At 66.9% G+C, this 19704-nt stretch carries 20 protein-coding genes; 17 read left to right on the top strand and 3 right to left on the bottom strand.

The window, feature by feature from the left end:
- Positions 1-12: 12 nt before the first annotated feature.
- Positions 13-450 (bottom strand): acetyltransferase, encoded by a 438-nt coding sequence (locus AC5P7X_RS06490; protein WP_495214639.1) that lies wholly within the window; start codon positions 448-450, stop codon positions 13-15.
- Between the two features lie 184 nt (positions 451-634).
- Between AC5P7X_RS06490 and tadA the strand changes: the two genes are divergently transcribed.
- From tadA to AC5P7X_RS06470, 4 genes are all read left to right on the top strand, one after another.
- The gene (tadA, locus tag AC5P7X_RS06485) at positions 635-1159 is read left to right on the top strand and encodes a tRNA adenosine(34) deaminase TadA (protein WP_005417177.1); all 525 of its coding nucleotides are present in this window, start codon (positions 635-637) and stop codon (positions 1157-1159) included.
- A 75-nt stretch (positions 1160-1234) separates the two neighbouring features.
- Positions 1235-1807: an oligoribonuclease gene (gene orn / locus AC5P7X_RS06480; protein ID WP_206620893.1), complete on the top strand. Its 573-nt coding sequence runs from the start codon at positions 1235-1237 to the stop codon at positions 1805-1807.
- 170 nt (positions 1808-1977) lie between these two features.
- A complete protein-coding gene (locus AC5P7X_RS06475) occupies positions 1978-2850 on the top strand; it encodes an EcsC family protein (RefSeq protein WP_495214637.1) in 873 nt (290 codons plus the stop codon).
- 207 nt (positions 2851-3057) lie between these two features.
- On the top strand, positions 3058-4173 hold the full coding sequence (locus AC5P7X_RS06470; RefSeq protein WP_495214635.1) for an alkene reductase: 1116 nt from the start codon (positions 3058-3060) through the stop codon (positions 4171-4173).
- 131 nt (positions 4174-4304) lie between these two features.
- On the opposite strand, the gene AC5P7X_RS06465 is transcribed toward AC5P7X_RS06470, so the two are convergent.
- Entirely contained in the window at positions 4305-5198 is an 894-nt protein-coding gene (locus tag AC5P7X_RS06465; RefSeq protein ID WP_171957369.1) for a mechanosensitive ion channel family protein, read from the bottom strand.
- A 145-nt stretch (positions 5199-5343) separates the two neighbouring features.
- A complete protein-coding gene (ppsA, locus tag AC5P7X_RS06460; protein ID WP_053499806.1) occupies positions 5344-7722 on the bottom strand; it encodes a phosphoenolpyruvate synthase in 2379 nt (792 codons plus the stop codon).
- Positions 7723-7866: 144 nt separating this feature from the next.
- Between ppsA and ppsR the strand changes: the two genes are divergently transcribed.
- The 13 genes from ppsR to AC5P7X_RS06395 all read left to right on the top strand — a co-directional run bounded on the left by ppsR (position 7867) and on the right by AC5P7X_RS06395 (position 19666).
- Entirely contained in the window at positions 7867-8688 is an 822-nt protein-coding gene (gene ppsR / locus AC5P7X_RS06455) for a posphoenolpyruvate synthetase regulatory kinase/phosphorylase PpsR (protein ID WP_495214634.1), read from the top strand.
- 178 nt (positions 8689-8866) lie between these two features.
- Positions 8867-9376 (top strand): DUF1249 domain-containing protein, encoded by a 510-nt coding sequence (locus AC5P7X_RS06450; RefSeq protein WP_495214633.1) that lies wholly within the window; start codon positions 8867-8869, stop codon positions 9374-9376.
- Positions 9377-9417: 41 nt separating this feature from the next.
- Positions 9418-9906 carry an NUDIX hydrolase gene (locus tag AC5P7X_RS06445; protein WP_495214632.1) on the top strand — a complete coding sequence of 163 codons (489 nt, stop codon included), beginning with the start codon at positions 9418-9420 and terminating at the stop codon, positions 9904-9906.
- Positions 9907-10049: 143 nt separating this feature from the next.
- Positions 10050-10664, top strand: a complete 615-nt coding sequence (locus tag AC5P7X_RS06440; protein WP_253137485.1) for a DUF2239 family protein — start codon at positions 10050-10052, stop codon at positions 10662-10664.
- 117 nt (positions 10665-10781) lie between these two features.
- Complete coding sequence (locus tag AC5P7X_RS06435) at positions 10782-12143, top strand: MATE family efflux transporter (protein ID WP_495214631.1); 1362 nt, start codon at positions 10782-10784, stop codon at positions 12141-12143.
- Between the two features lie 455 nt (positions 12144-12598).
- Positions 12599-13213: a CDP-alcohol phosphatidyltransferase family protein gene (locus AC5P7X_RS06430; protein WP_019660264.1), complete on the top strand. Its 615-nt coding sequence runs from the start codon at positions 12599-12601 to the stop codon at positions 13211-13213.
- A 22-nt stretch (positions 13214-13235) separates the two neighbouring features.
- The gene (gene phaE / locus AC5P7X_RS06425; protein WP_346607845.1) at positions 13236-14285 is read left to right on the top strand and encodes a class III poly(R)-hydroxyalkanoic acid synthase subunit PhaE; all 1050 of its coding nucleotides are present in this window, start codon (positions 13236-13238) and stop codon (positions 14283-14285) included.
- Entirely contained in the window at positions 14282-15349 is a 1068-nt protein-coding gene (phaC, locus tag AC5P7X_RS06420; protein ID WP_053499798.1) for a class III poly(R)-hydroxyalkanoic acid synthase subunit PhaC, read from the top strand. The genes phaE and phaC overlap by 4 nt, the downstream gene beginning before the upstream one ends.
- A 33-nt stretch (positions 15350-15382) precedes the next feature.
- Complete coding sequence (locus AC5P7X_RS06415) at positions 15383-15751, top strand: YfeK family protein (protein WP_206620887.1); 369 nt, start codon at positions 15383-15385, stop codon at positions 15749-15751.
- A gap of 112 nt (positions 15752-15863) precedes the next feature.
- Complete coding sequence (locus AC5P7X_RS06410; protein ID WP_194430536.1) at positions 15864-16022, top strand: PspC domain-containing protein; 159 nt, start codon at positions 15864-15866, stop codon at positions 16020-16022.
- A 44-nt stretch (positions 16023-16066) separates the two neighbouring features.
- Complete coding sequence (locus AC5P7X_RS06405) at positions 16067-16471, top strand: hypothetical protein (protein ID WP_141750863.1); 405 nt, start codon at positions 16067-16069, stop codon at positions 16469-16471.
- Between the two features lie 385 nt (positions 16472-16856).
- Positions 16857-17072 carry a hypothetical protein gene (locus tag AC5P7X_RS06400; RefSeq protein WP_005417149.1) on the top strand — a complete coding sequence of 72 codons (216 nt, stop codon included), beginning with the start codon at positions 16857-16859 and terminating at the stop codon, positions 17070-17072.
- A gap of 206 nt (positions 17073-17278) precedes the next feature.
- Complete coding sequence (locus AC5P7X_RS06395) at positions 17279-19666, top strand: Tex family protein (RefSeq protein ID WP_206620947.1); 2388 nt, start codon at positions 17279-17281, stop codon at positions 19664-19666.
- Positions 19667-19704: the final 38 nt, after the last annotated feature.

The raw sequence follows: 19704 nt of genomic DNA, 5'->3' as shown, positions 1-19704 counted from the left end.
ATCCGTCGAATGTCAGCCGTTGTACCGGAGATGGATCAGGGGATACGGACGGCCCTGCGAATCGAGCGGTGAGCGGCCGGTTTCGACGAAGCCCATGCGCAGGTAGAAGCCAACGGCCTGTGCGTTCTGCTCATTGACGTCGGTACTCAGCTGCGGATGCTGGGCCAGCGCGTGCTGCAGCAGTTGCCGGCCGATACCAGTGCCGCGCACGTCCGGATCGATGAACAGCGCTTCCATGTGCGTGCCGTCGATCAGCATGAAGCCCAGTGGCCGATCCTGTGCATCGACCGCAACGGTCATCGGCGCCTGCGGCAGGAAGCTGGCGACTTCGGCATCGATGGCCTGGCGGTCTTCGGCGCTGAGGAAGTCGTGGGTGGCGTCGACGGCACGGCGCCAGAGGTCGACGAGGGCGGCGCCGTCATCGGCGCGCGAGGGACGGAGGGTGGTCATGTGTTCACCAAGGTGCTTGCGGAAGGGCTCAGTATGAGGCCTGCAGCCTGGCTTCAGCGCGCTCGCTGCTTGGACCGCCGGTCGCGCGCAATGGCACCGCCGATACCCGCGCCGCCTGCACGGCCGCGGGCGTACAATGCGGCCCCGGCGGCCATCCTGGCCCTGCAGACACGCGAGAACCGCCATGACCGATGCCCTGGGTGTACCGGTGCACGACGCCGATGAACACTGGATGCGCCATGCGCTGGCGCTGGCCGAGCGTGCGCAGCGCGAGTTCGACGAGATTCCGGTCGGTGCGGTACTGGTGGGCGCCGATGGCCAGCTGCTGGGCGAGGGCTGGAACCTCAACATCGCCTCGCACGATCCCAGTGCGCATGCCGAGATCGTGGCCATGCGCGCCGGCGGCACGCGGCTGGCCAATCATCGGCTGCTCGGCAGCACCCTGTACGTGACCCTCGAACCCTGCGCGATGTGCGCGATGGCCATCGTGCATGCACGCGTCGCCCGCTTGGTCTACGGCGCCAGCGACCCCAAGACCGGCGCCTGCGGCAGCGTGTTCGACCTGCTGGGTGATGCCCGGCACAATCACCGGGTGGAAATCCACGGTGGGGTGCTGGCCAAGGAGGCCAGCATGCGCCTGACCAATTATTTCCGCGCCAAGCGCGGCAAGCCGCCGTTGCTGCTGGAAGACCATGCGGGCGAGGGCTGAGGGGCGAACGGGTATGATGGGCGCCTCTTTCCTTCATCGGTAGGCCGCGCGCCTGCCCAGCAACGAGGCGACACAATGGCGGACACCGGCGCGGCCAACGAGCGACTGATCTGGATCGACCTGGAGATGACCGGGTTGGATACCGACAACGATTCGATCATCGAGATCGCTACAGTGGTCACCGATGCCCAGCTCAATGTGCTGGCTGAAGGCCCCGAGTTTGCCATCCACCATCCGCTGGAAACGCTGGAAGCGATGGATGAGTGGAACCGCAACCAGCACCGTCGTTCGGGCCTGTGGCAGCGCGTGGTGGACAGCAGCACCACCCTGGGCCAGGCCGAAGCGCAGACGGTGAACTTCCTGGCGCAGTGGATTCCGGCCGGTCTTTCGCCGATGTGCGGCAACTCGATCTGCCAGGATCGCCGCTTCCTGCACCGCCAGATGCCGAGGCTGGAGAAGTACTTCCACTACCGCAACCTGGACGTGTCCACGGTGAAGGAACTGGCCAAGCGCTGGGCGCCGAGCGTGGCCGCCGGCGTCGGCAAGAACAGCAACCATACCGCGCTGAGCGACGTGCACGATTCAATCGCCGAGCTGCGCCACTACCGCCAGTTCATGGGCGCGCTGTCGGGCCTGCCGGCTGCCTGAACGACGCCGTCGGGCATGGCCCGGCGCTATCGGGTGACACACCAACGGGTAGTGCCGGCCGCTGGCCGGCAAGGCGCCGGGGTCGGATCCCTTTCCTGCGGAAAGGGCTCTGACCCCTCTGTCGTACCCCGCGACGAACCGTTCAACTTCCGGGCGCTAAGATCGGCGCCATGAACGAGCCCATCCTGCTTCCCCGCGACATCGCCCATGACGCCCGCGACTGGTCCGACCTGCAGCGCGCGGTGGAGCTGCTGGAAGCGCCGACCCTGACCGCGCGCATGGCGAACCTGGTCGGTACGCCGCTGGAGTTCGCGGTGAAGGCGCTGCCCAGTTCGGTCTCCAACCGCATCCACGGTGCGGTGCAGGCGGCACTGTCCAAGTCGGCGCAGGCAGCCCTGTGGAGCATGGACAACTCGCCCGGCAAGGGAGCGTCGACCCGCTGGCACAAATTGGCGGCAGCCACCTCCGGTGCGGTCGGCGGTGCCTTTGGCTTTGCCGCCCTGCTCATCGAGCTGCCGGTGTCGACCACCATCATGATGCGTGCGGTGGCCGACGTGGCCCGCAGCGAGGGCTTCGACCTGTCCGAGTTCAGCACCCGCCAGGCGTGCCTGGAAGTGTTCGCGCTGGGCGGCAACTCGCCGCGTGATGACGCCAGCGAGACGGGCTATTACCTGGCCCGCGGCTTCACCACCGATGTGATGCGCCACCTGTCGGCCGAGCTGGCCGGGCGGGTGGTGACCGGCCGCGACCTGACGCTGGGCGTGGCGCCGAAGGAAGCCGGCAAGCTGCTGGCGAAGATGGTGGAGAAGGTGGCGGCGCGCTTCGGCGTGGTTGTTACCGAGAAATTCGCTGCGCAGGCGGTGCCGATCGTTGGTGCGGCCGCGGGTGCAACACTGAATACCATGTTCACCGATTACTACCAGGACATGGCGCGTGGTCACTTCATCGTGCGCCGGCTGGAGTTGAAGTACGGGGAAGATGTGGTGCGCGCCTGCTATGACCGCGTGGCGCATGGCGGCGTGCTGATCGAACCCACGCTGTAACCGGCTTCGGGGTCGGAGCCCTTTGCGTTGCAAAGGGACCCGACCCCGGTTGCGCGCGGGGCCGGATCCCGTTCCGCAGGAAGGGGCTCTGCCCCCCGGCTGGCCATCCTTGCCTTCGGGGAACAACTGTTTTGCCAGTGCATGCCTGTTGCCTGGCAGCTGGCATCCCCATCCTTTGCGGCAGTCCCCCCGCAAGAGATCGCCGCCATGTTGTTCACTCCCCACCGCTTGGGCGCCTTGACCCTGCCCAACCGCATCGTGATGCCGCCGATGACCCGCTCGCGTGCCGCCGACGGCAACGTCGCCACCGCGGACATGGCCGCCTACTACGCCCAACGCGCCAGTGCCGGCCTGATCGTCAGCGAGGGCACCCAGATCAGCCCGCAGGGCCAGGGCTATGCCTGGACCCCGGGCATCCACAGCCCGGAACAGGTGCAGGGCTGGCGTCGGGTGACCGATGCGGTGCACGCCGCTGGCGGCCGCATCTACGCCCAGCTGTGGCATGTGGGCCGGGTCTCGCACGTGGCCCTGCAGCCGGGCGGCGCCGCCCCGGTATCGTCGTCGGCGTTGTTGGCGGAAGGCGTGCAGGTGTTCGTCGACCCGACCGGGGCAGGTCCCGAAGCCGGGGTGGGCGAAATGCTCCAGCATTCGATGCCGCGCGCGCTGCGCGAAGACGAGATTCCCGGCATCGTCGCCGACTACGCCCAGGCGGCACGCAACGCGCTGGACGCAGGCTTCGATGGCGTGGAGTTGCACGGTGCCAATGGCTACCTGATCAACCAGTTCATCGACTCGCAGGCCAACCGGCGCACCGACGGCTATGGCGGCGCGTTGCAGAACCGGCTGCGTTTCCCGCGAGAGGTCGTGCAGGCGGTGACGGCCGTAGCCGGTGGTGACCGCGTCGGTGTCCGTCTGGCGCCACTGACCACGTTGCAGGGCGCGGTGGACGATACGCCACAGGCGACCTATCTGGCTGCGGCGCACCTGCTGGCTGAGCTGGGCGTGGGCTACCTGCACATCGCCGAAGCCGACTGGGACGATGCACCGCTGATGCCGGTGGCGTTCAAGCAGGCGCTGCGCATGGTCTACCCGGGGACGCTGATCTACGCTGGCAAGTACACCGCCGAACGCGCCGAGCAGGCACTGGCTGAAGGCTGGGCTGACCTGATCGGCTTCGGCCGCCCGTTCATCGCCAACCCGGATTTGCCGGAGCGTCTGCGTACCGGTGCGGCGCTGAATCCGCCGGATCGTGCGACATTCTTTGGCGGTGGCGCGGCGGGCTTCACTGATTATCCGACGCTGGAAGAGAGCGTCGCGGCCTGATCCTGAAGGCTGCCGGCCAGCGGCCGGCACTACCGGTGCATGGAGATGGGTGGGTGCCGGCCAGCGGCCGGCACTACCAGGGGGCGCGGGGCAGGGTAGTGCCGGCCGCTGGCCGGCATTTCTGTTTGGGATCAGGGCTTGTCGCGCACCAGCGCGTCCGCCTCGACCACACCGCCATCCTTCCCATGCAGGTACAGGTGCATGTCCTGCTGAGGGTACGGGATGTTGATGCCGGCCCTGTCAAAGCCCAGCTTGAGCTGCTCCAGCAGCGTGACCTTGGTGCCGAACCAGTCGGCCGACTTCACGTAGCAGCGGATGCCGAGGTTGATAGCGTGCGCCCCCAACTCGTACACCACCACGTCCGGTGCCGGCGTCTGCAGCACGCGCGGGTCCGCCTTCATCAGCGCCAGCGCGGTGTCGCGTGCCAGCTGGATGTTGTCCTCGTAGCCGATGCCGATCACCAGTTCGACGCGGCGGGTCGGCTCGGCCGTCAGGTTGATGATCGGTGCGGCGGTGATCAGCGTGTTCGGAATGGTGGTGTGCTGGTTGTCGGCACCGGTGATGACGGTCTGGAAAATGCGCACTTCGCGCACCGTGCCGGTCTGTCCGGCAACGGTGACCACGTCGCCGACGCGGAACGGCCGCAGTGTCACCAGCATCACGCCCGAGGCGATGTTGGACAGCGAATCCTTCAGGGCAAGGCCAACGGCCAGGCCGGCGGTGCCGAGCACGGCCAGCAGCGGCGTGATCTGCACGCCCAGCGTGCCGATGGCCAGCACCACCACGATCACCAGCGATGCGGCGTACACCACGTTGCGCAGGAAGCTGCCCAGCATCGGGTCCACGCCCATGCGCGCTGTGGCGCGCGGCATCGCGTTGGACAGGCGACGCGCCACCCACAGGCCCACCAGCAGCACCACGATGGCGGCCAGCAGCGGCACACCATAGGTCTCCAGCAGGCGTTCCCAGTCGAGCGAGTGGAACCAGGGCGTTGCGGCGGGGGCGGGAGGTGCGGCGGCGATCATGCGGAAGTCCTTTGCTGCGTAGCGATGTCTGCGTGGGGCCGGGCGTGCGTGGACGCCAGAAACAGCAAGCCCCGCAGAGGCGGGGCTTGCGTGCAGCAGCAGTATGGGCGGACGTCGATGAAAGCGACGTCAGCCCATCACGGCATCAGCCGTTGGCTTTCAGCTTGGCCAGGCGCAGCCAGGTATCAACCACGGTGTCCGGGTTCAGCGACACCGACTCGATGCCTTCCTGCATCAGCCATTCGGCCAGATCCGGGTGATCGGACGGGCCCTGGCCGCAGATGCCAACGTACTTGCCCTTGGCACGTGCCGACTTGATCGCCATCGACAGCAGCTTTTTCACCGCCGGGTTACGTTCGTCGAACAGGTGCGCGACGATCGACGAGTCGCGGTCCAGGCCCAGGCTCAGCTGGGTCAGGTCGTTGGAGCCGATCGAGAAGCCGTCGAAGATCTCCAGGAACTCATCGGCGAGCAGTGCGTTGGACGGCACTTCGCACATCATGATGATCTTCAGGCCGTTCTCGCCCTGCTTCAGGCCGTTCTGTTCCAGCACCTCGATGACCTTGCGGCCTTCTTCCAGGGTGCGCACGAACGGAATCATGACCCACAGGTTGTCCAGGCCCATTTCGTTGCGCACGCGCAGCACGGCCTTGCACTCCAGCGCGAAGGCGGCCGAGAAGCTCGGATCGACGTAACGGCTGGCGCCGCGGAAGCCGATCATCGGGTTCTCTTCGTGCGGCTCGTAGTTGCTGCCGCCGATCAGGTTGGCGTACTCGTTGGACTTGAAGTCCGACAGGCGCACGATCACGGCGTTCGGGGCGACCGAGGCGGTGAGGGTGGCGATGCCTTCGGCCAGGCGGTCGACGTAGAAGCTGACCGGATCACCGTAGCCGGCGATCTTCTCGTCGATCTTCTTCTTGGTCGCGGCGTCCTGGCGGTCGTATTCCAGCAGCGCATTCGGATGGATGCCGATGTGGCTGGCGATGATCATTTCCAGGCGGGCCAGGCCGATGCCGGCGTTCGGCAGCTGGCCGAAGTCGAAGGCACGTTCCGGGTTGGCCACGTTCATCATGATCTTCAGCGGCGCCGGCGGCATGTTGCCCAGATCGGTGGTGGTGCGTTCAAAGCCGAGCTTGCCTTCGTAGATGAAGCCGGTATCGCCTTCAGCGCAGCTGACGGTGACCAGCTGGCCATCTTCGATGACCTGGGTCGCGTTGCCCGAACCAACCACGGCCGGTACGCCCAGCTCGCGCGCGATGATCGCGGCGTGGCAGGTGCGGCCACCGCGGTTGGTGACGATGGCCGAGGCGCGCTTCATCACCGGTTCCCAATCCGGATCGGTCATGTCGGCGATCAGCACGTCGCCGGGCTGCACGCGGTTCATGTCGTCCAGCGTCTTCACCACGCGGGCCACGCCCGAACCGATCTTGGCGCCGACGGCACGGCCCTCGGCCAGCACCTTGCCGCCCTTCTCGGTCAGCGCGAAGCGCTCGATCTGGGTGGCGTGGCTGCGCGACTTCACCGTTTCCGGGCGCGCCTGCACGATGAACAGCTTGCCGCTGACACCGTCCTTGGCCCACTCGATGTCCATCGGGCGGCCGTAGTGCTTTTCGATGACCAGCGCCTGCTTGGCCAGTTCCTGCACGTCCTCGTCGCTGATCGAGAAGGTGGTGCGCAGTTCGGCCGGCGTGTCTTCGATACGGACGCGCTCACCGGGGACATCCGAATACACCATGCGGATCGCCTTGCTGCCGAGCGAGCGGCGCAGGATCGCCGGCTTGCCGGCCTGCAGGGTGGGCTTGTAGACGTAGTATTCGTCCGGATTGACCGCGCCCTGCACGACCATCTCGCCCAGGCCGAACGAGGAGGTGACGAACACCACGTCGCGGAAGCCGGACTCGGTGTCCAGGGTGAACAGCACGCCGGAGGAACCGACGCCCGAACGCACCATCAGCTGCACGCCGGCGGACAGGAACACGTCCTCATGCTTGAAGCCGTGGTGCACGCGGTAGGCGATGGCGCGGTCGTTGTACAGCGAGGCGAACACTTCCTTGACCTTGTGCACGACGTCGTCGGCACCGGTCACGTTGAGGAAGGTTTCCTGCTGGCCGGCGAAGGACGCATCCGGCAGATCCTCGGCAGTGGCAGACGAACGCACGGCCACGGCCACGTCGCCGCCGCCATTCTCGGCGCTCAGCTTGGCGTAGGCGGTGCGGATGTCCTGGTCCAGCTGCGGCTGCAGCGGGGCGTCGATTACCCAGCCGCGGATTTCCTTGCCGGCGGCGGTCAGCGCGTTGACGTCCTCGACGTCCAGCGTGGCCAGCCTGTCGAAGATGCGCTTGGACAGGTCGTTGTGCGCGATGAAGTCCTTGAAGGCTTCAGCGGTGGTGGCATAACCGCCCGGCACCGAAACGCCCAGACCGGCCAGGTTGCCGATCATCTCGCCCAGGGACGAATTCTTGCCGCCTACGCGGGCCAGATCGGCCAGACGCAGTTCGTGCAACCACAGGATGTTCTCGTTCAAGCGCGATGCTCCGTTTGGCCATCGCCCGAGGCGGGCTGAGTGGCCGCGTCCGTAGGAAGAAGCCGATATGATGCCGGGCAGAGCACCGTCGGCACAAGCTTGTGCTGGCGGCCTTTTTAAGCTTCGTAGGGGGTAAAAGCGCGCATGTCGACCATCCGTCCGGTGTTCTACGTTTCCGATGGAACCGGTATCACCGCTGAAACCATTGGGCATAGCCTGCTGACCCAGTTCTCCGGGTTCAGCTTCATTACCGATCGGATGTCGTTTGTCGACGACCCTGAAAAAGCGCGTGAAGCCTGCGCCCGGATCCAGGCGGCGGGGGAGCGGTACCAGGTCCGGCCGATCGTGGTGAACTCCTGCGTGGACCAGAGCCTGAGCCTGATCCTGGCCGACAGCGGTGCCCTGATGCTGGATGTGTTCGCGCCGTTCATCGAGCCGCTGGAGCGCGAACTGGCCAGCCCTCGACTGGCCCGGGTCGGCCAGGCCCACGGCATGGTCGATTTCGACACGTACCACCGCCGCATCAACGCGATGAACTTCGCCCTGACCCATGACGACGGCATCGCGGTGAACTATGACGATGCCGACGTGATCCTGGTGGCGGTGTCGCGCGCCGGCAAGACGCCCACCTGCATCTACCTGGCTCTGCATTACGGAGTGCGCGCGGCCAACTACCCGCTGACCGACGAAGACCTGGAAAGCGACCGCCTGCCGCCGCGCCTGCGCAACTACCGGCGCAAGCTGTTCGGGTTGACCATCGATCCGGACCGCCTGCAGCAGATCCGCCAGGAGCGCCGTCCGAACTCGCGCTACGCGAACCTGGACACCTGCAAGCGGGAGGTGGCCGCGGCCGAGGCCATGTTCCGCATGGAGCGGATCCCGACCCTGAGCACCACCCACACCTCGATCGAGGAGATTTCCAGCAAGGTGCTGGCCACATTGGGGCTGCAGCGCGAGCTGTATTGATCCTTTCCGGCGCGCCTGGCTGCGCCCGTAGAGCCGAGCCCACGCTCGGCTGGGCCACCGGGTTCTCCCAGAACAGCAACCGAGCATGGGCTCGGCTCTACAGTGGTGACAGCGACCGACGGGTTGGCTGTGGCTTGAGGCGCCCCCACGTTGAAGCACCAACGTGTAGGATCGACCCATGGCCCGAGCCTTGCCCCGTACCGAACGCATTCCCCGCCTGAGCCGGCTGAGCTGGCTCATGGGCCTGTACGCGGAGAACTACCGCCATCTGGTGCGCCTGTTCGAACCGGCGGGACTGGCGGCGGGCAGCTACATTTCCTCGATCGGCGACGGCCTGGATGTCCGCCTGGACGTGATCGAGTGCCACCGCTATACGGTGGAACTGCGGCTGACCTACGACATTGCCGACCCGGTCACCGGCGAGCCGGATCCCTCGGCCTATGTTCGCGTGTACCGTGACGCGCGCCAGGCCGAGACCACCCATTGCTACGTCGGCCGCCGCTGGCAGGACACCATGGGCCTGTACCCGCCGCCGGCGGAGTTGATCAGTCATCGCATGCGGATGAACACCTTCCTCGGCAAGTGGCTGGAATACCTGGCCGAGCGCGGCCACGGCGTCGCAACGCTGCGCCGTGACCTCGATGGCGCCGGTGCGCCTGCCGAGCGCCGCCTGTCGCTCGTGCGCTGATCGGCCATAATCCACGGCTGACCTGCCGCTGGATGCCGCCCATGCCGTACACCCCGATCGTCGCCACCCTGGGCTACGTGCTGTCGCCTGATCGTCGCCAGGTGCTGATGATCCACCGCAACACCCGTCCGGGTGACCACCACCTGGGCAAGTACAACGGGCTGGGCGGCAAGATCGAAGCGGACGAGGACGTGGCATCCAGCATGCGCCGCGAGATTGCCGAGGAAGCCGGCATCGACTGCACCGGCATGCGCCTGCGCGGCACTCTCAGCTGGCCCGGTTTCGGCAAGCACGGCGAAGACTGGCTGGGCTTCGTGTTCGTCATCGACAGCTTCGAAGGTACCCCGCACGGCGGCAACCACGAAGGTACGCTGGAGTGGGTAGATCTGGACAAGCTGGACACGCTGCCGATGTGGGAGGGCGACCGCAACTTCCTGCCGCTGGTGTTCGACGCCGACCCGCGCCCGTTCCACGGCGTGATGCCGTACAAGGACGGCCGCATGGTCAGTTGGTCCTACAGCCGGCTGTGACCCGGTGAATCGGGGAGGTGCCAACCATTCCGGGGAGTGCCAATCTGGGTTGGCACGCTCTTTTGGTCGATTAATACCCGGGCAATATTGACAATCATAAATTACCCGGGCAATATTCGCGCATCACCTCTGATGCCATTGCCATGCCTGCGTCCCGACTCCCTCCCTTCAGTTGTTTCGACGGCCATCGCCTCGTTGCCTGCGGCAGCCCGGAAGTGGCGGCACTGGCGCTCAAGCGGCTGCGCGCCGACAACGCTGCCGGACCATTGCTGGTGTTCGACAACGCCACCGGTCGCACCCGCGATTTCGATACGCGCGGCAGTGACGAGGAACTGCTGGCGCGGGTAGCCGAAGCGTTTCCCCCCTCTGACGAGGCGGATGCCGAAATCACTGCCGAAGACGCTGCGACCCCGCGTGGCCGTGGCCGCCCCAAGCTGGGCGTGGTCGCCCGTGAAGTGACCTTGCTGCCGCGCCATTGGGCCTGGCTGGCCGAGCAGCCGGGCGGCGCCTCGGTGGCATTGCGAAAACTGGTGGAGGCGGCCAGCCGCGCCGGTGCCGACGAGGATCGGCAGCGCCGCCACAGCGAGCGTACCTATCACTTCCTGCAGACCATCGCCGGTGACCTGCCGGGCTTCGAGGAGGCCATCCGCGTGCTGTTCGCGCACGACCGTGCGGGCCTGGAAGCGGTGCTGCATTCCTGGCCCAGGGATGTGCGCGACCACGCCCTGCGTCTGGCGTTCGACAGCGCTGCCGGCTGAACCATCGCGCTGTCGTTGAGCGGCGGCGCCACCTGATCGCGGGCCACGGCCCGGTCCCCTGTGCTTGCTTTGCTGGTGGAAACGCCGGGCAGGGCAGTGCCTTGTCCAGAGAACCCCATGAACTCCCCTGTACATCCCACGCCCCTGGTCGCGCCGCCTCTGTGGCGCACCTACCTGGCCCTGCTGCTGCCGATGCTGCTGACCAATGCGCTGCAGCTGGCCGCAGGCACGCTGGACAACATCTACCTCGGCCATCTGCTCGGTAGCCAGGCGGTGGCCGTGGCCGCTGCGTTCTTCCCGGTCTTCTTCCTGCTGCTGGCCCTGGTGATGGGCCTGGCGACCGGCGCGATGGTGCTGATCGGGCACGCCTGGGGCGCGGGTCGGCCGCAGCAGGTGCGCGCGGTAGCTGGCAGTGCGGTGGCGCTGATCCTTGTGCTGTCGGTGCTGGTGATGGCTCTGGGGAGCGGTTTCGCACCACAGCTTCTGATGTCACTGGGTACACCGGCACCGATCCTCGGTGAGTCCATCGTCTACGCGCGCGTGCTGCTGCTGGCGGCGCCGGCGTTCTTCCTCCTGTGGCTGGCCACTGCCGTGAGCCGCGCAGTAGGCGATGCGAAGACGCCGCTGCATGCGCTGCTGCTGGCCACGGCGGTGGGCCTGCTGTGCACGCCGCTGCTGATTCTGGGCTGGGCCGGCCTGCCGCGGCTGGGATCGGCCAGTGCGGCGGTGTCGGCGGCGTTTGCCTCGCTGTTGGCCTTGGGCTGGCTGTTGTTGCGTTGGCATCGGGCAGGACATCCCCTGGCACCGGGCCCTGAGTTGTTGCATGCCATTCGTTTCGATGGCGCGATCATCCGATCGATGCTGCGCATCGGCATACCCTCCTCGCTGCAGATGCTCAGCCTGGCCATTGCCGAGATCGTATTGCTGGGCTGGATCAACCGTTACGGCTACACCGCTACGGCCGCCTACGGTGCGGTCAACCAGCTGATGAACTGGGTGCAGTTGCCGGCAATGTCGTTGGGGATCACCGCCACCATCCTCGCGGCGCATGCGATGGGCGCCGGGCGTACAGCACGGCTGCCGGCCATCGCCCGGACTGGTGTGCTGGTGGCGCTGGCGACGCTGAGCGTGGTGGTGGTGCTGGTTGTGGCGCTGGCGCGCGGGCTGACCGGGCTGATCCTGGCGGCAGCCGACGTGCGCGAGCTGGCTGCGTTGCAGCTGCGCACTGTGGTGTGGGGCGTGCTGGCGATGGGAATCAGCGCGGTGCTTGTCGGGGTGATGCGCGGCAGCGGCACGGTATGGTTGCCAGCGTTGCTGGGTATGGCAGCGGTGCTGCTGGTGGAACTGCCGCTGGCGATGTGGATGCAGGCGCAGCACGGGCTGGCCGGCGTGTGGTGGGCGTGGCCGCTGGGGTTGCTGGCCATGCTGGTGATGCAGGTGTTGTGCTTCGCGCGTTGGCGGCGGGTGCACGCTGGGTAGTGCCGGCCGCTGGCCGGCACTCCGGAATGGCAGGGGCAGCCGGCCAGCGGCCGGCTCTACCACTTCAGGGCCGCTGCGCCAGCAGCAGGTGGAAGCATCCGGCATCATCATCGCCCGTCACCAGGAATCGGACGTGGCGGCGGCGGGCCCGCCGGTGACCATAGCGCCGACCTCGCGGCTTGGGAAGTAGGGAAACCCCGCGTCAGGGTGATGAGGAAATGTCCACCGTCGCAGTCGGTGAGATCTGGTTGTCCACAGGGGGTGTGGATTACGCGTGGGCAACTTTGTGGATAAGCCGCGACAGGCGCCACCCCCCTAGGCTGTCAAGATGGGTGGCGAAAAATTCACCGTCGGTGAGGGCGGGTGAGGGGGCGGTGAAGGGTGGGCCCCGTCAGCGCTGTCACCAGCGACGGCGCTCGCGGTAACCTGTGGGCCTTGATGCTCCGTGAGTCCCCATGAAACGTCACTTCTCGATGCTGCGCGAATTCCAGCTGGCCGACTGGTTCACCCTGGCCAATGCTTTCTGCGGCACCGGTGCGGTATTTGCCGCCATGCGCTTCCTGCAGGACGGCGAGCGTGGCTACCTGCTGTTCGGCATGGCGCTGATCCCGTTGGCCTTCATCTTCGACGCCCTTGATGGGCGCATCGCGCGCTGGCGCAAGTCCAGCTCCACCCTGGGCCGCGAGCTGGACTCGCTGTCCGACGTGATCTCCTTCGGGGTGGCCCCAGCGGCGCTGGCCTATGCCTGCGGCATGCAGGGTGGCTGGGACTGGCTGGTGCTGAGCTACTTCGTCTGCTGCGGCGTCAGCCGCCTGGCACGCTACAACGTCACAGCCGAGGCAATGACCGGCGATGAGGGCAAGGTCACGTATTTCGAGGGCACCCCGATCCCGACCAGCCTGGTGCTGGTGATCGTACTGGCGATCGCCGCCGGCACCGATGCCATCGGCCAGAACATCTGGTTCGGCCAGTGGCAGATCGGACCGTGGCAGCTGCACCCGATGGTGCTGTTGTTCGCCCTGTCCGGGTCGCTGATGATCAGCAAGACCCTGCGTATCCCCAAGCCATGAGCCAGCCCTGCGGAGGCCTGCGATGACCAGCTCGGCCCACGATGCCGGCAGCAGCGATTTCGAGACGCTGGCCCGGCAGTATTTCGGCGCCTGGGGTGATGCCCTGCGCCATGCGGGCGCGCCCGCTGCACCTGCCGGTGACGACCCCGGCAGCTGGCAACGGTTGTTTGACTGGTGGGGCCAATTGCTGCCCGAACAGGCGCCCGGCGCGCCGGAAGATGCCGTGCGCCGGTTCCGCGAACAGGCGGGCAGCTGGTACGGCACCATGCAGGAGGTCGCCGCTCGGTTTGCCGGCCGCGACGCCAGCAGTGCCGACGTGGCCCAGGCCTGGCGCGAGGCGGTGCAGGGGCAGGGCGACGGCATGCTGCAATGGATGCTGCAGGGCGCCCGCGGCAGCACCCACGCCGGTGCCGCAGTACCTGAATTCGCCGCATGGCTGCAGCAGTTCCAGCTGCAGGCGGGCCCGTGGCTGCATAGCCCGGCATTCGGCCCCGGCCGCGAGCACCAGGCGCGTTGGCAGGCCCTGCTGCGTGCGCAGGAGGAATACCAGCAGCATTCGCGCGCCTATGTCGATCAGATCAAGCAGGCACTGGACGAGGCCTTCGCGCTGTTCGAGCAGCGCCTGGCCGAGCACGAACAGCCGGGCAGCCAGCTGACCAGCGCCCGCGCGATGTTCGACCTGTGGATCGAAGTGGCCGAGGAGGCCTACGCCAAGGTCGCCATGTCCGGACCGTTCCAGCAGGTGTACGCCGCGCTGGGCAATGCGCAGATGCGTCTGCGCGCCGGCCTGCAGCGCGAGGTGGAACAGATGAGTGAACGCATCGGCCTGCCGACCCGCAGCGAGATGGATGCCGCACACCGCCGCATCGCCGAGCTGGAGCGCAGCCTGCGCCGGCTGCAGGCACAAGTGGCGGTGCTGGCTGGAACCGCTGCGGTCGATCCGGTGGCGCAGCCGACGCCGGCGAAGGTGAAGCCAGCCGCCCGCAAGGCCGCGAAGAGGGCCGCGCCGGCAAAGAAGGCGGCTGCCAAAAAGTCCGAATCTCGCACCACCTCACGGGCACGTGACCGATGAAGGGACCGCTGGGCTTCAACGCCGATGACCTGATGCAGGAAACCCTGGCGATGCAGCGCAAGCTGATGGAAGGGCTGAAGCTGCTGCCGCAGGTGGAAGACGTTGACTATGGCGTGACCGCCCGCGAGGAAGTGTGGCGCGACGGCAAGGTGGTGCTCTACCGCTTCGTCGGCGAACAGGCGCCGACCCGGCGCACGCCGCTGCTGATCGTCTACGCGCTGGTCAACCGGCCGTACATGGTCGACCTGCAGGCCGACCGCTCCCTGGTGCAGAAGCTGCTGGCACTGGGCCAGGACGTGTACGTGCTGGACTGGGGCTACCCGGATCGCTCGGAGCGCTTCCAGACGCTGGAGGACTATCTGCTGCGCTATATCGATGGTGCGGTGGATGCACTGCGCGTGCGCAGTGGCGGCCCGATCGACCTGCTCGGCATCTGCCAGGGCGGCGTGTTCGCACTCTGCTACGCAGCGTTGCGCCAGCGGAAGCTGGGCAAGCTGATCACCATGGTCACCCCGGTCGATTTCCAGACGGCCGACAACATGCTCTCGCACTGGGCGCGGCAGGTGGACGTGGATCTGCTGGTGGATACGCTGGGCAACATACCGGCTGACCTGATGAATGCCAGCTACCTGATGCTCAAGCCATTCCGCCTGAACGTGCAGAAGTACGTCGGTCTGCTCGATATCCTCGACGACAAGGCGGCGCTGGAGGATTTCCTGCGCATGGAAAAATGGATCTTCGATTCGCCGGACCTGGCGGGCGAGGCGTTCCGCGACTTCATCAAGCAGTTCTACCAGGGCAACGGCCTGGTGAACGGTACGGTGCGGATCGGCGAGGAAGCCGTGGATCTGTCGCAGGTGACCTTGCCGGTGCTGAACATCTATGCCGAGCAGGACCATCTGGTACCGCCGGACGCCTCGCGCGCGATGCGTGGGCGCCTGGGCACGGACGACTACACCGAGTCCAGTTTCCGCGGTGGCCACATTGGTATCTATGTGTCCGGCCGCGCCCAGCGCGAAGTGCCGGCCACGATCGATGGCTGGTTGAAGGCGCGTGACCTGTAGAGTCGAGCCATGCTCGACGGACCTGGGGGGATGATGACGTACCGGATTTCGTTGGTTCTTGCGGCACTGCTGGCAGCACAATTTGCCCACGCCGCACCCAGTGCCGATGCACGCCGGGAGATCGCCCAGCTGATTTCCAGCCTGGACGGCTCGCAGTGCCGTTTCCAGCGCAATGGCAGCTGGTACGACGGCGGCGATGCGCGCGCCCATCTGCAGCGCAAGTACGACTACCTGCTGAAGAAGGACATGGTGGACAGCGCCGAGCAGTTCATCGAGCGCGCCGCCAGCCAGAGCAGCATGAGCGGGAAGCCTTACCGCATCCAGTGCCCGGGGCAGCCTGAACAGACCGCGGCCGCCTGGTTCGGTGCGCGCCTGCAGGCGCTGCGTCTCCGCACGCCGTAGACACAGAGGCGGTGTAGAGTCGCGGCGTGCTCGACTGATTCTGCCCGCAAGCCGAGGAGACACCGCCGTGAACACCACGCCCAAGACGCTGTCGCGTTCATTGAACGACCGCATGATTGCCGGCGTGATGGGCGGCATTGCCCATCGCTTCGGCTGGAACCCCACCCTGGTGCGGATCGTGTTCGTGCTGGTATCGATCGGCTCGGCCGCCTTCCCCGGCATTCTGATCTACCTGATCCTGTGGCTGCTGATTCCGAACGAGGCGGATTGAACACCGCCGCTCGATCCTGGCCGCTCTGGCTGCGCGCGCTGCAGATGCTGGGCGCCGCATGGACGCTGCCCAACACACTGATCGGCCTGATCGGCGGCTTGGCCGGCATGCTTGGCGGCGCGACGCTGCGCTGGAGCGGGCGGGACTGCGCCGTGGTGTTCGATCACTGGCCGTGGGGGCCGGGCGGTGCGATCACCCTGGGCAACGTGATCCTGCATACCGGCCATGACCTCGGCATCTGCTGCCGGACCTATGCGCATCAGGCGGGGTGGGGCGTGGAGCCGCTGATCCGGCTGGACGACCACGAGCGCGCGCACGTTTACCAGTACATGGTGCTGGGGCCGCTGTACCTGCCGGTGTACCTGCTGTGCGGCGGGGTGAGCGCGCGCAACCCGTTCGAGCGCGCGGCCGATCATTTCGCCCGGTTCGGGAATGGTTGGTGGCCGTAGTTTCCAGCCAACGGCGCAGCCCCTCGTGGGTGGTGATGCCTGGTTGTCAAATGCAAAACCCTCGCGCTGGTCGGTCGGGTTGGGTTCACGGCGTCCCCGGCCTACCCACCCTCCCGGCCAGCCCACAGGAAACCGGCTTTCCGCGACCAACCAAACCACCCACGAGGGGCTGCGCCGTTGGCGGGAATCCCCCGTGGATTCGTTAGCTGAAAGTTAAAGATCCGTAAGCATTCTGCTGCGATCCCGCAGTCATCTGCATGCAACCGATCGTCATTAGCCTTCGTGACGTTCCAGTCAGGTTCGACGCGGTAAGCTCTTCCTTGATGAGCTCGCAGCATCGCTCATCGAGCGCAGTACGCAGTAGCAATTTGGAGGAATACATCACATGGCAATCGTTCTTTATGTCGGTGGTAGCAAGGATGGCGAGAAGGGCGTGGTGCCCTACGGCTTCAGCAAATCCCGCGCCGACACCGCGCTGGGGCCGGAGTTCTACACGGAGCGGTTCATGGAACTGCAGGGTGTCGGCAAGGTCCGCCTGATGGCCCTGGAAGGCATGCGTGACGACATCGTCATGCAGCGCGCCGCTCGCCACTATCGCTGACCGACGCAACACGCGGCAGGGCGCGCCCACCATCGCGCGCCCGCGCCGGCATCCCAGCCCCGGGCCAGTCCGAGCCCGCTCTTTGCCAGGATGCCGGCGTCCAATCCGGCTTCGCCGCTGAACCTCGCCCCCTGTCAATGCCTTGTCCGGCTCCGTCGCGGATTGCCAGAATGGGGGCTTCCGAAACGCGGCACAGACCTGAAGCAATGCACGACGCCAAGAACGCCCAGAGCGCGCTCGCCCAGCAGATCGCCCAGACCATCGCCGACGAGATCGGTGCCCAGTCCGCCCAGGTACGCGCCGCAGTCGGCCTGCTCGACGAAGGCGCCAGCGTTCCGTTCATCGCGCGCTACCGCAAGGAAGTGACCGGTGGCCTGGACGACACCCAGCTGCGCAACCTGGAAACCCGGCTGACCTACCTGCGCGAGCTGGAGGACCGCCGTGCGGCGGTGCTGGCCAGCATCGGCGAGCAGGGCAAGCTCAGTGACGAGCTGCGCAATGACATCCTGGCCGCCGACACCAAGAGCCGGCTGGAAGATCTGTACCTGCCGTACAAGCCCAAGCGCCGCACCCGTGCGCAGATCGCCCGCGAGGCCGGCCTGGAGCCGTTGGCCGATGGCCTGCTGGCCGACCCGACGCAGGACCCGCAGGCGTTCGCGGCCACCTTCGTCGACGCCGACAAGGGCGTGGCCGACACCAAGGCCGCGTTGGAAGGCGCGCGCGCCATCCTGATGGAGCGCTGGGGCGAAGACGCCGCGCTGGTCGGTGAACTGCGCACCTGGCTGGGCGAGACCGGGGTGATCCGTGCCCGCGTCGCCGAGGGCAAGGAAACCGAGGGCGCCAAGTACCGCGACTACTTCGAGCATGCCGAGGCGCTGGCGAAGATTCCGTCGCATCGCTTGCTGGCACTGTTCCGTGCGCGCCGCGAGGAGATCCTGTTCCTGGAACTGGACCCGGGCAGCGATGCCGAGGCTGGCCATCAGTACGCCGAAGGACGCGTGGCGCGCAAGGCCGGCATCGCCGACCAGGGCCGCGCCGCCGACCGCTGGCTGCTGGATGCGTGCCGGCTGACCTGGCGCGCCAAGCTGCACACCCATCTGCTGCTGGACCTGTTCAACCAGGCCCGCGAAAAGGCCGAAGCCGAAGCCATCGCGGTGTTCGGCGACAACCTGAAGGACCTGTTGCTGGCGGCACCCGCCGGCCCGAAGACCGTGCTCGGACTGGACCCGGGCATCCGCACCGGCTGCAAGATCGCCGTGGTCGATGCTACCGGCAAGCTGGTCGCCACCGACACCATCTACCCGCACGAGCCGCGTCGCCAGTGGGAGCAGTCGCTGCAGACGATCAAGCAGCTGTGCGCCAAGCACAACGTGGAACTGATCGCGATCGGCAACGGCACCGCCAGCCGCGAAACCGACAAGCTGGCTGGTGAAGCGATCAAGGCCGCTGCCAACCCGAAGCTGCAGAAGGTAGTGGTCAGCGAGGCCGGGGCGTCGGTGTATTCGGCGTCCGAGTTCGCGGCCAGGGAGTTCCCGGAGCTGGACGTGTCGCTACGTGGGGCGGTGTCGATCGCCCGCCGCCTGCAGGACCCGCTGGCCGAACTGGTGAAGATCGAACCCAAGGCGATCGGTGTCGGCCAGTACCAGCACGATGTGGACCAGTACCGCCTGGCGCGCGCGCTGGATGCCCGCGTGGAGGACTGCGTGAACGCGGTGGGCGTGTACGTGAACACCGCTTCGGCTGCACTGTTGTCGCGGGTGTCTGGCCTGTCGGCCACGGTGGCCGAGAACATCGTGCGCCACCGTGATGCGAACGGCCCGTTCAAGCGCCGCAAGGACCTGCTGAAGGTCGCGCGCCTGGGCGAGAAGACCTTTGAACAGTGCGCGGGCTTCCTGCGCATTGCCGACGGTGATGAGCCGCTGGATGCTTCGGCGGTACACCCGGAAGCCTACCCGGTGGTCGAGCGCATCGTGGCCAGCACCGCGCGCCCGATCAAGGCGCTGATCGGTGATGGCAGCTTCCTGCGCGGCCTGAAGGCCGAGCAGTTCACCGATGCCACCTTCGGCGTGCCGACCGTGCGTGACATCCTCAAGGAACTGGAGAAGCCGGGCCGGGACCCACGTCCCGAGTTCAAGGCGGCACGCTTCGCCGAGGGCGTCGAGGACATCAAGGACCTGCGCGAGGGCATGGTGCTCGAGGGTGTGGTCAGCAACGTGGCGGCCTTCGGTGCCTTCGTCGATATCGGTGTGCACCAGGACGGCCTGATCCACATCTCGGCGCTTTCCGATACGTTCGTGAAGGACCCGCGCGACGTGGTCAAGGCCGGTGATATCGTCAAGGTGAAGGTGCTGGAGGTGGACGTGGCGCGCAAGCGCATCGCCCTGACCCGGCGCCTGGACGATACCCCCGGGCAAGCGACCAGCCGCCCGGGCCAGCGTGATGAGCGCGGCCATGGGCAGGGGCCGCGCCGCGATGCAGGCGGCCAGAACCGCGGGCCGAACCGGGGTCAAGGCAATGGCAGCCGTCCCGCCGCGTCGGCGCCGCCGGCCAACAACGCCCTGGCCGAGGCCTTCGCCCGCGCCAAGCGCAGTTGAGGACCGCGTTCCCCGTCACACTTGATTCGTGGCGGGGG

It is taken from the genome of Stenotrophomonas sp. YJH_SMC_53 (assembly GCF_059369995.1).
The sequence above is the reverse complement of the archived record's forward strand: the minus strand, read 5'-3'. Positions and strand labels throughout refer to the sequence as shown.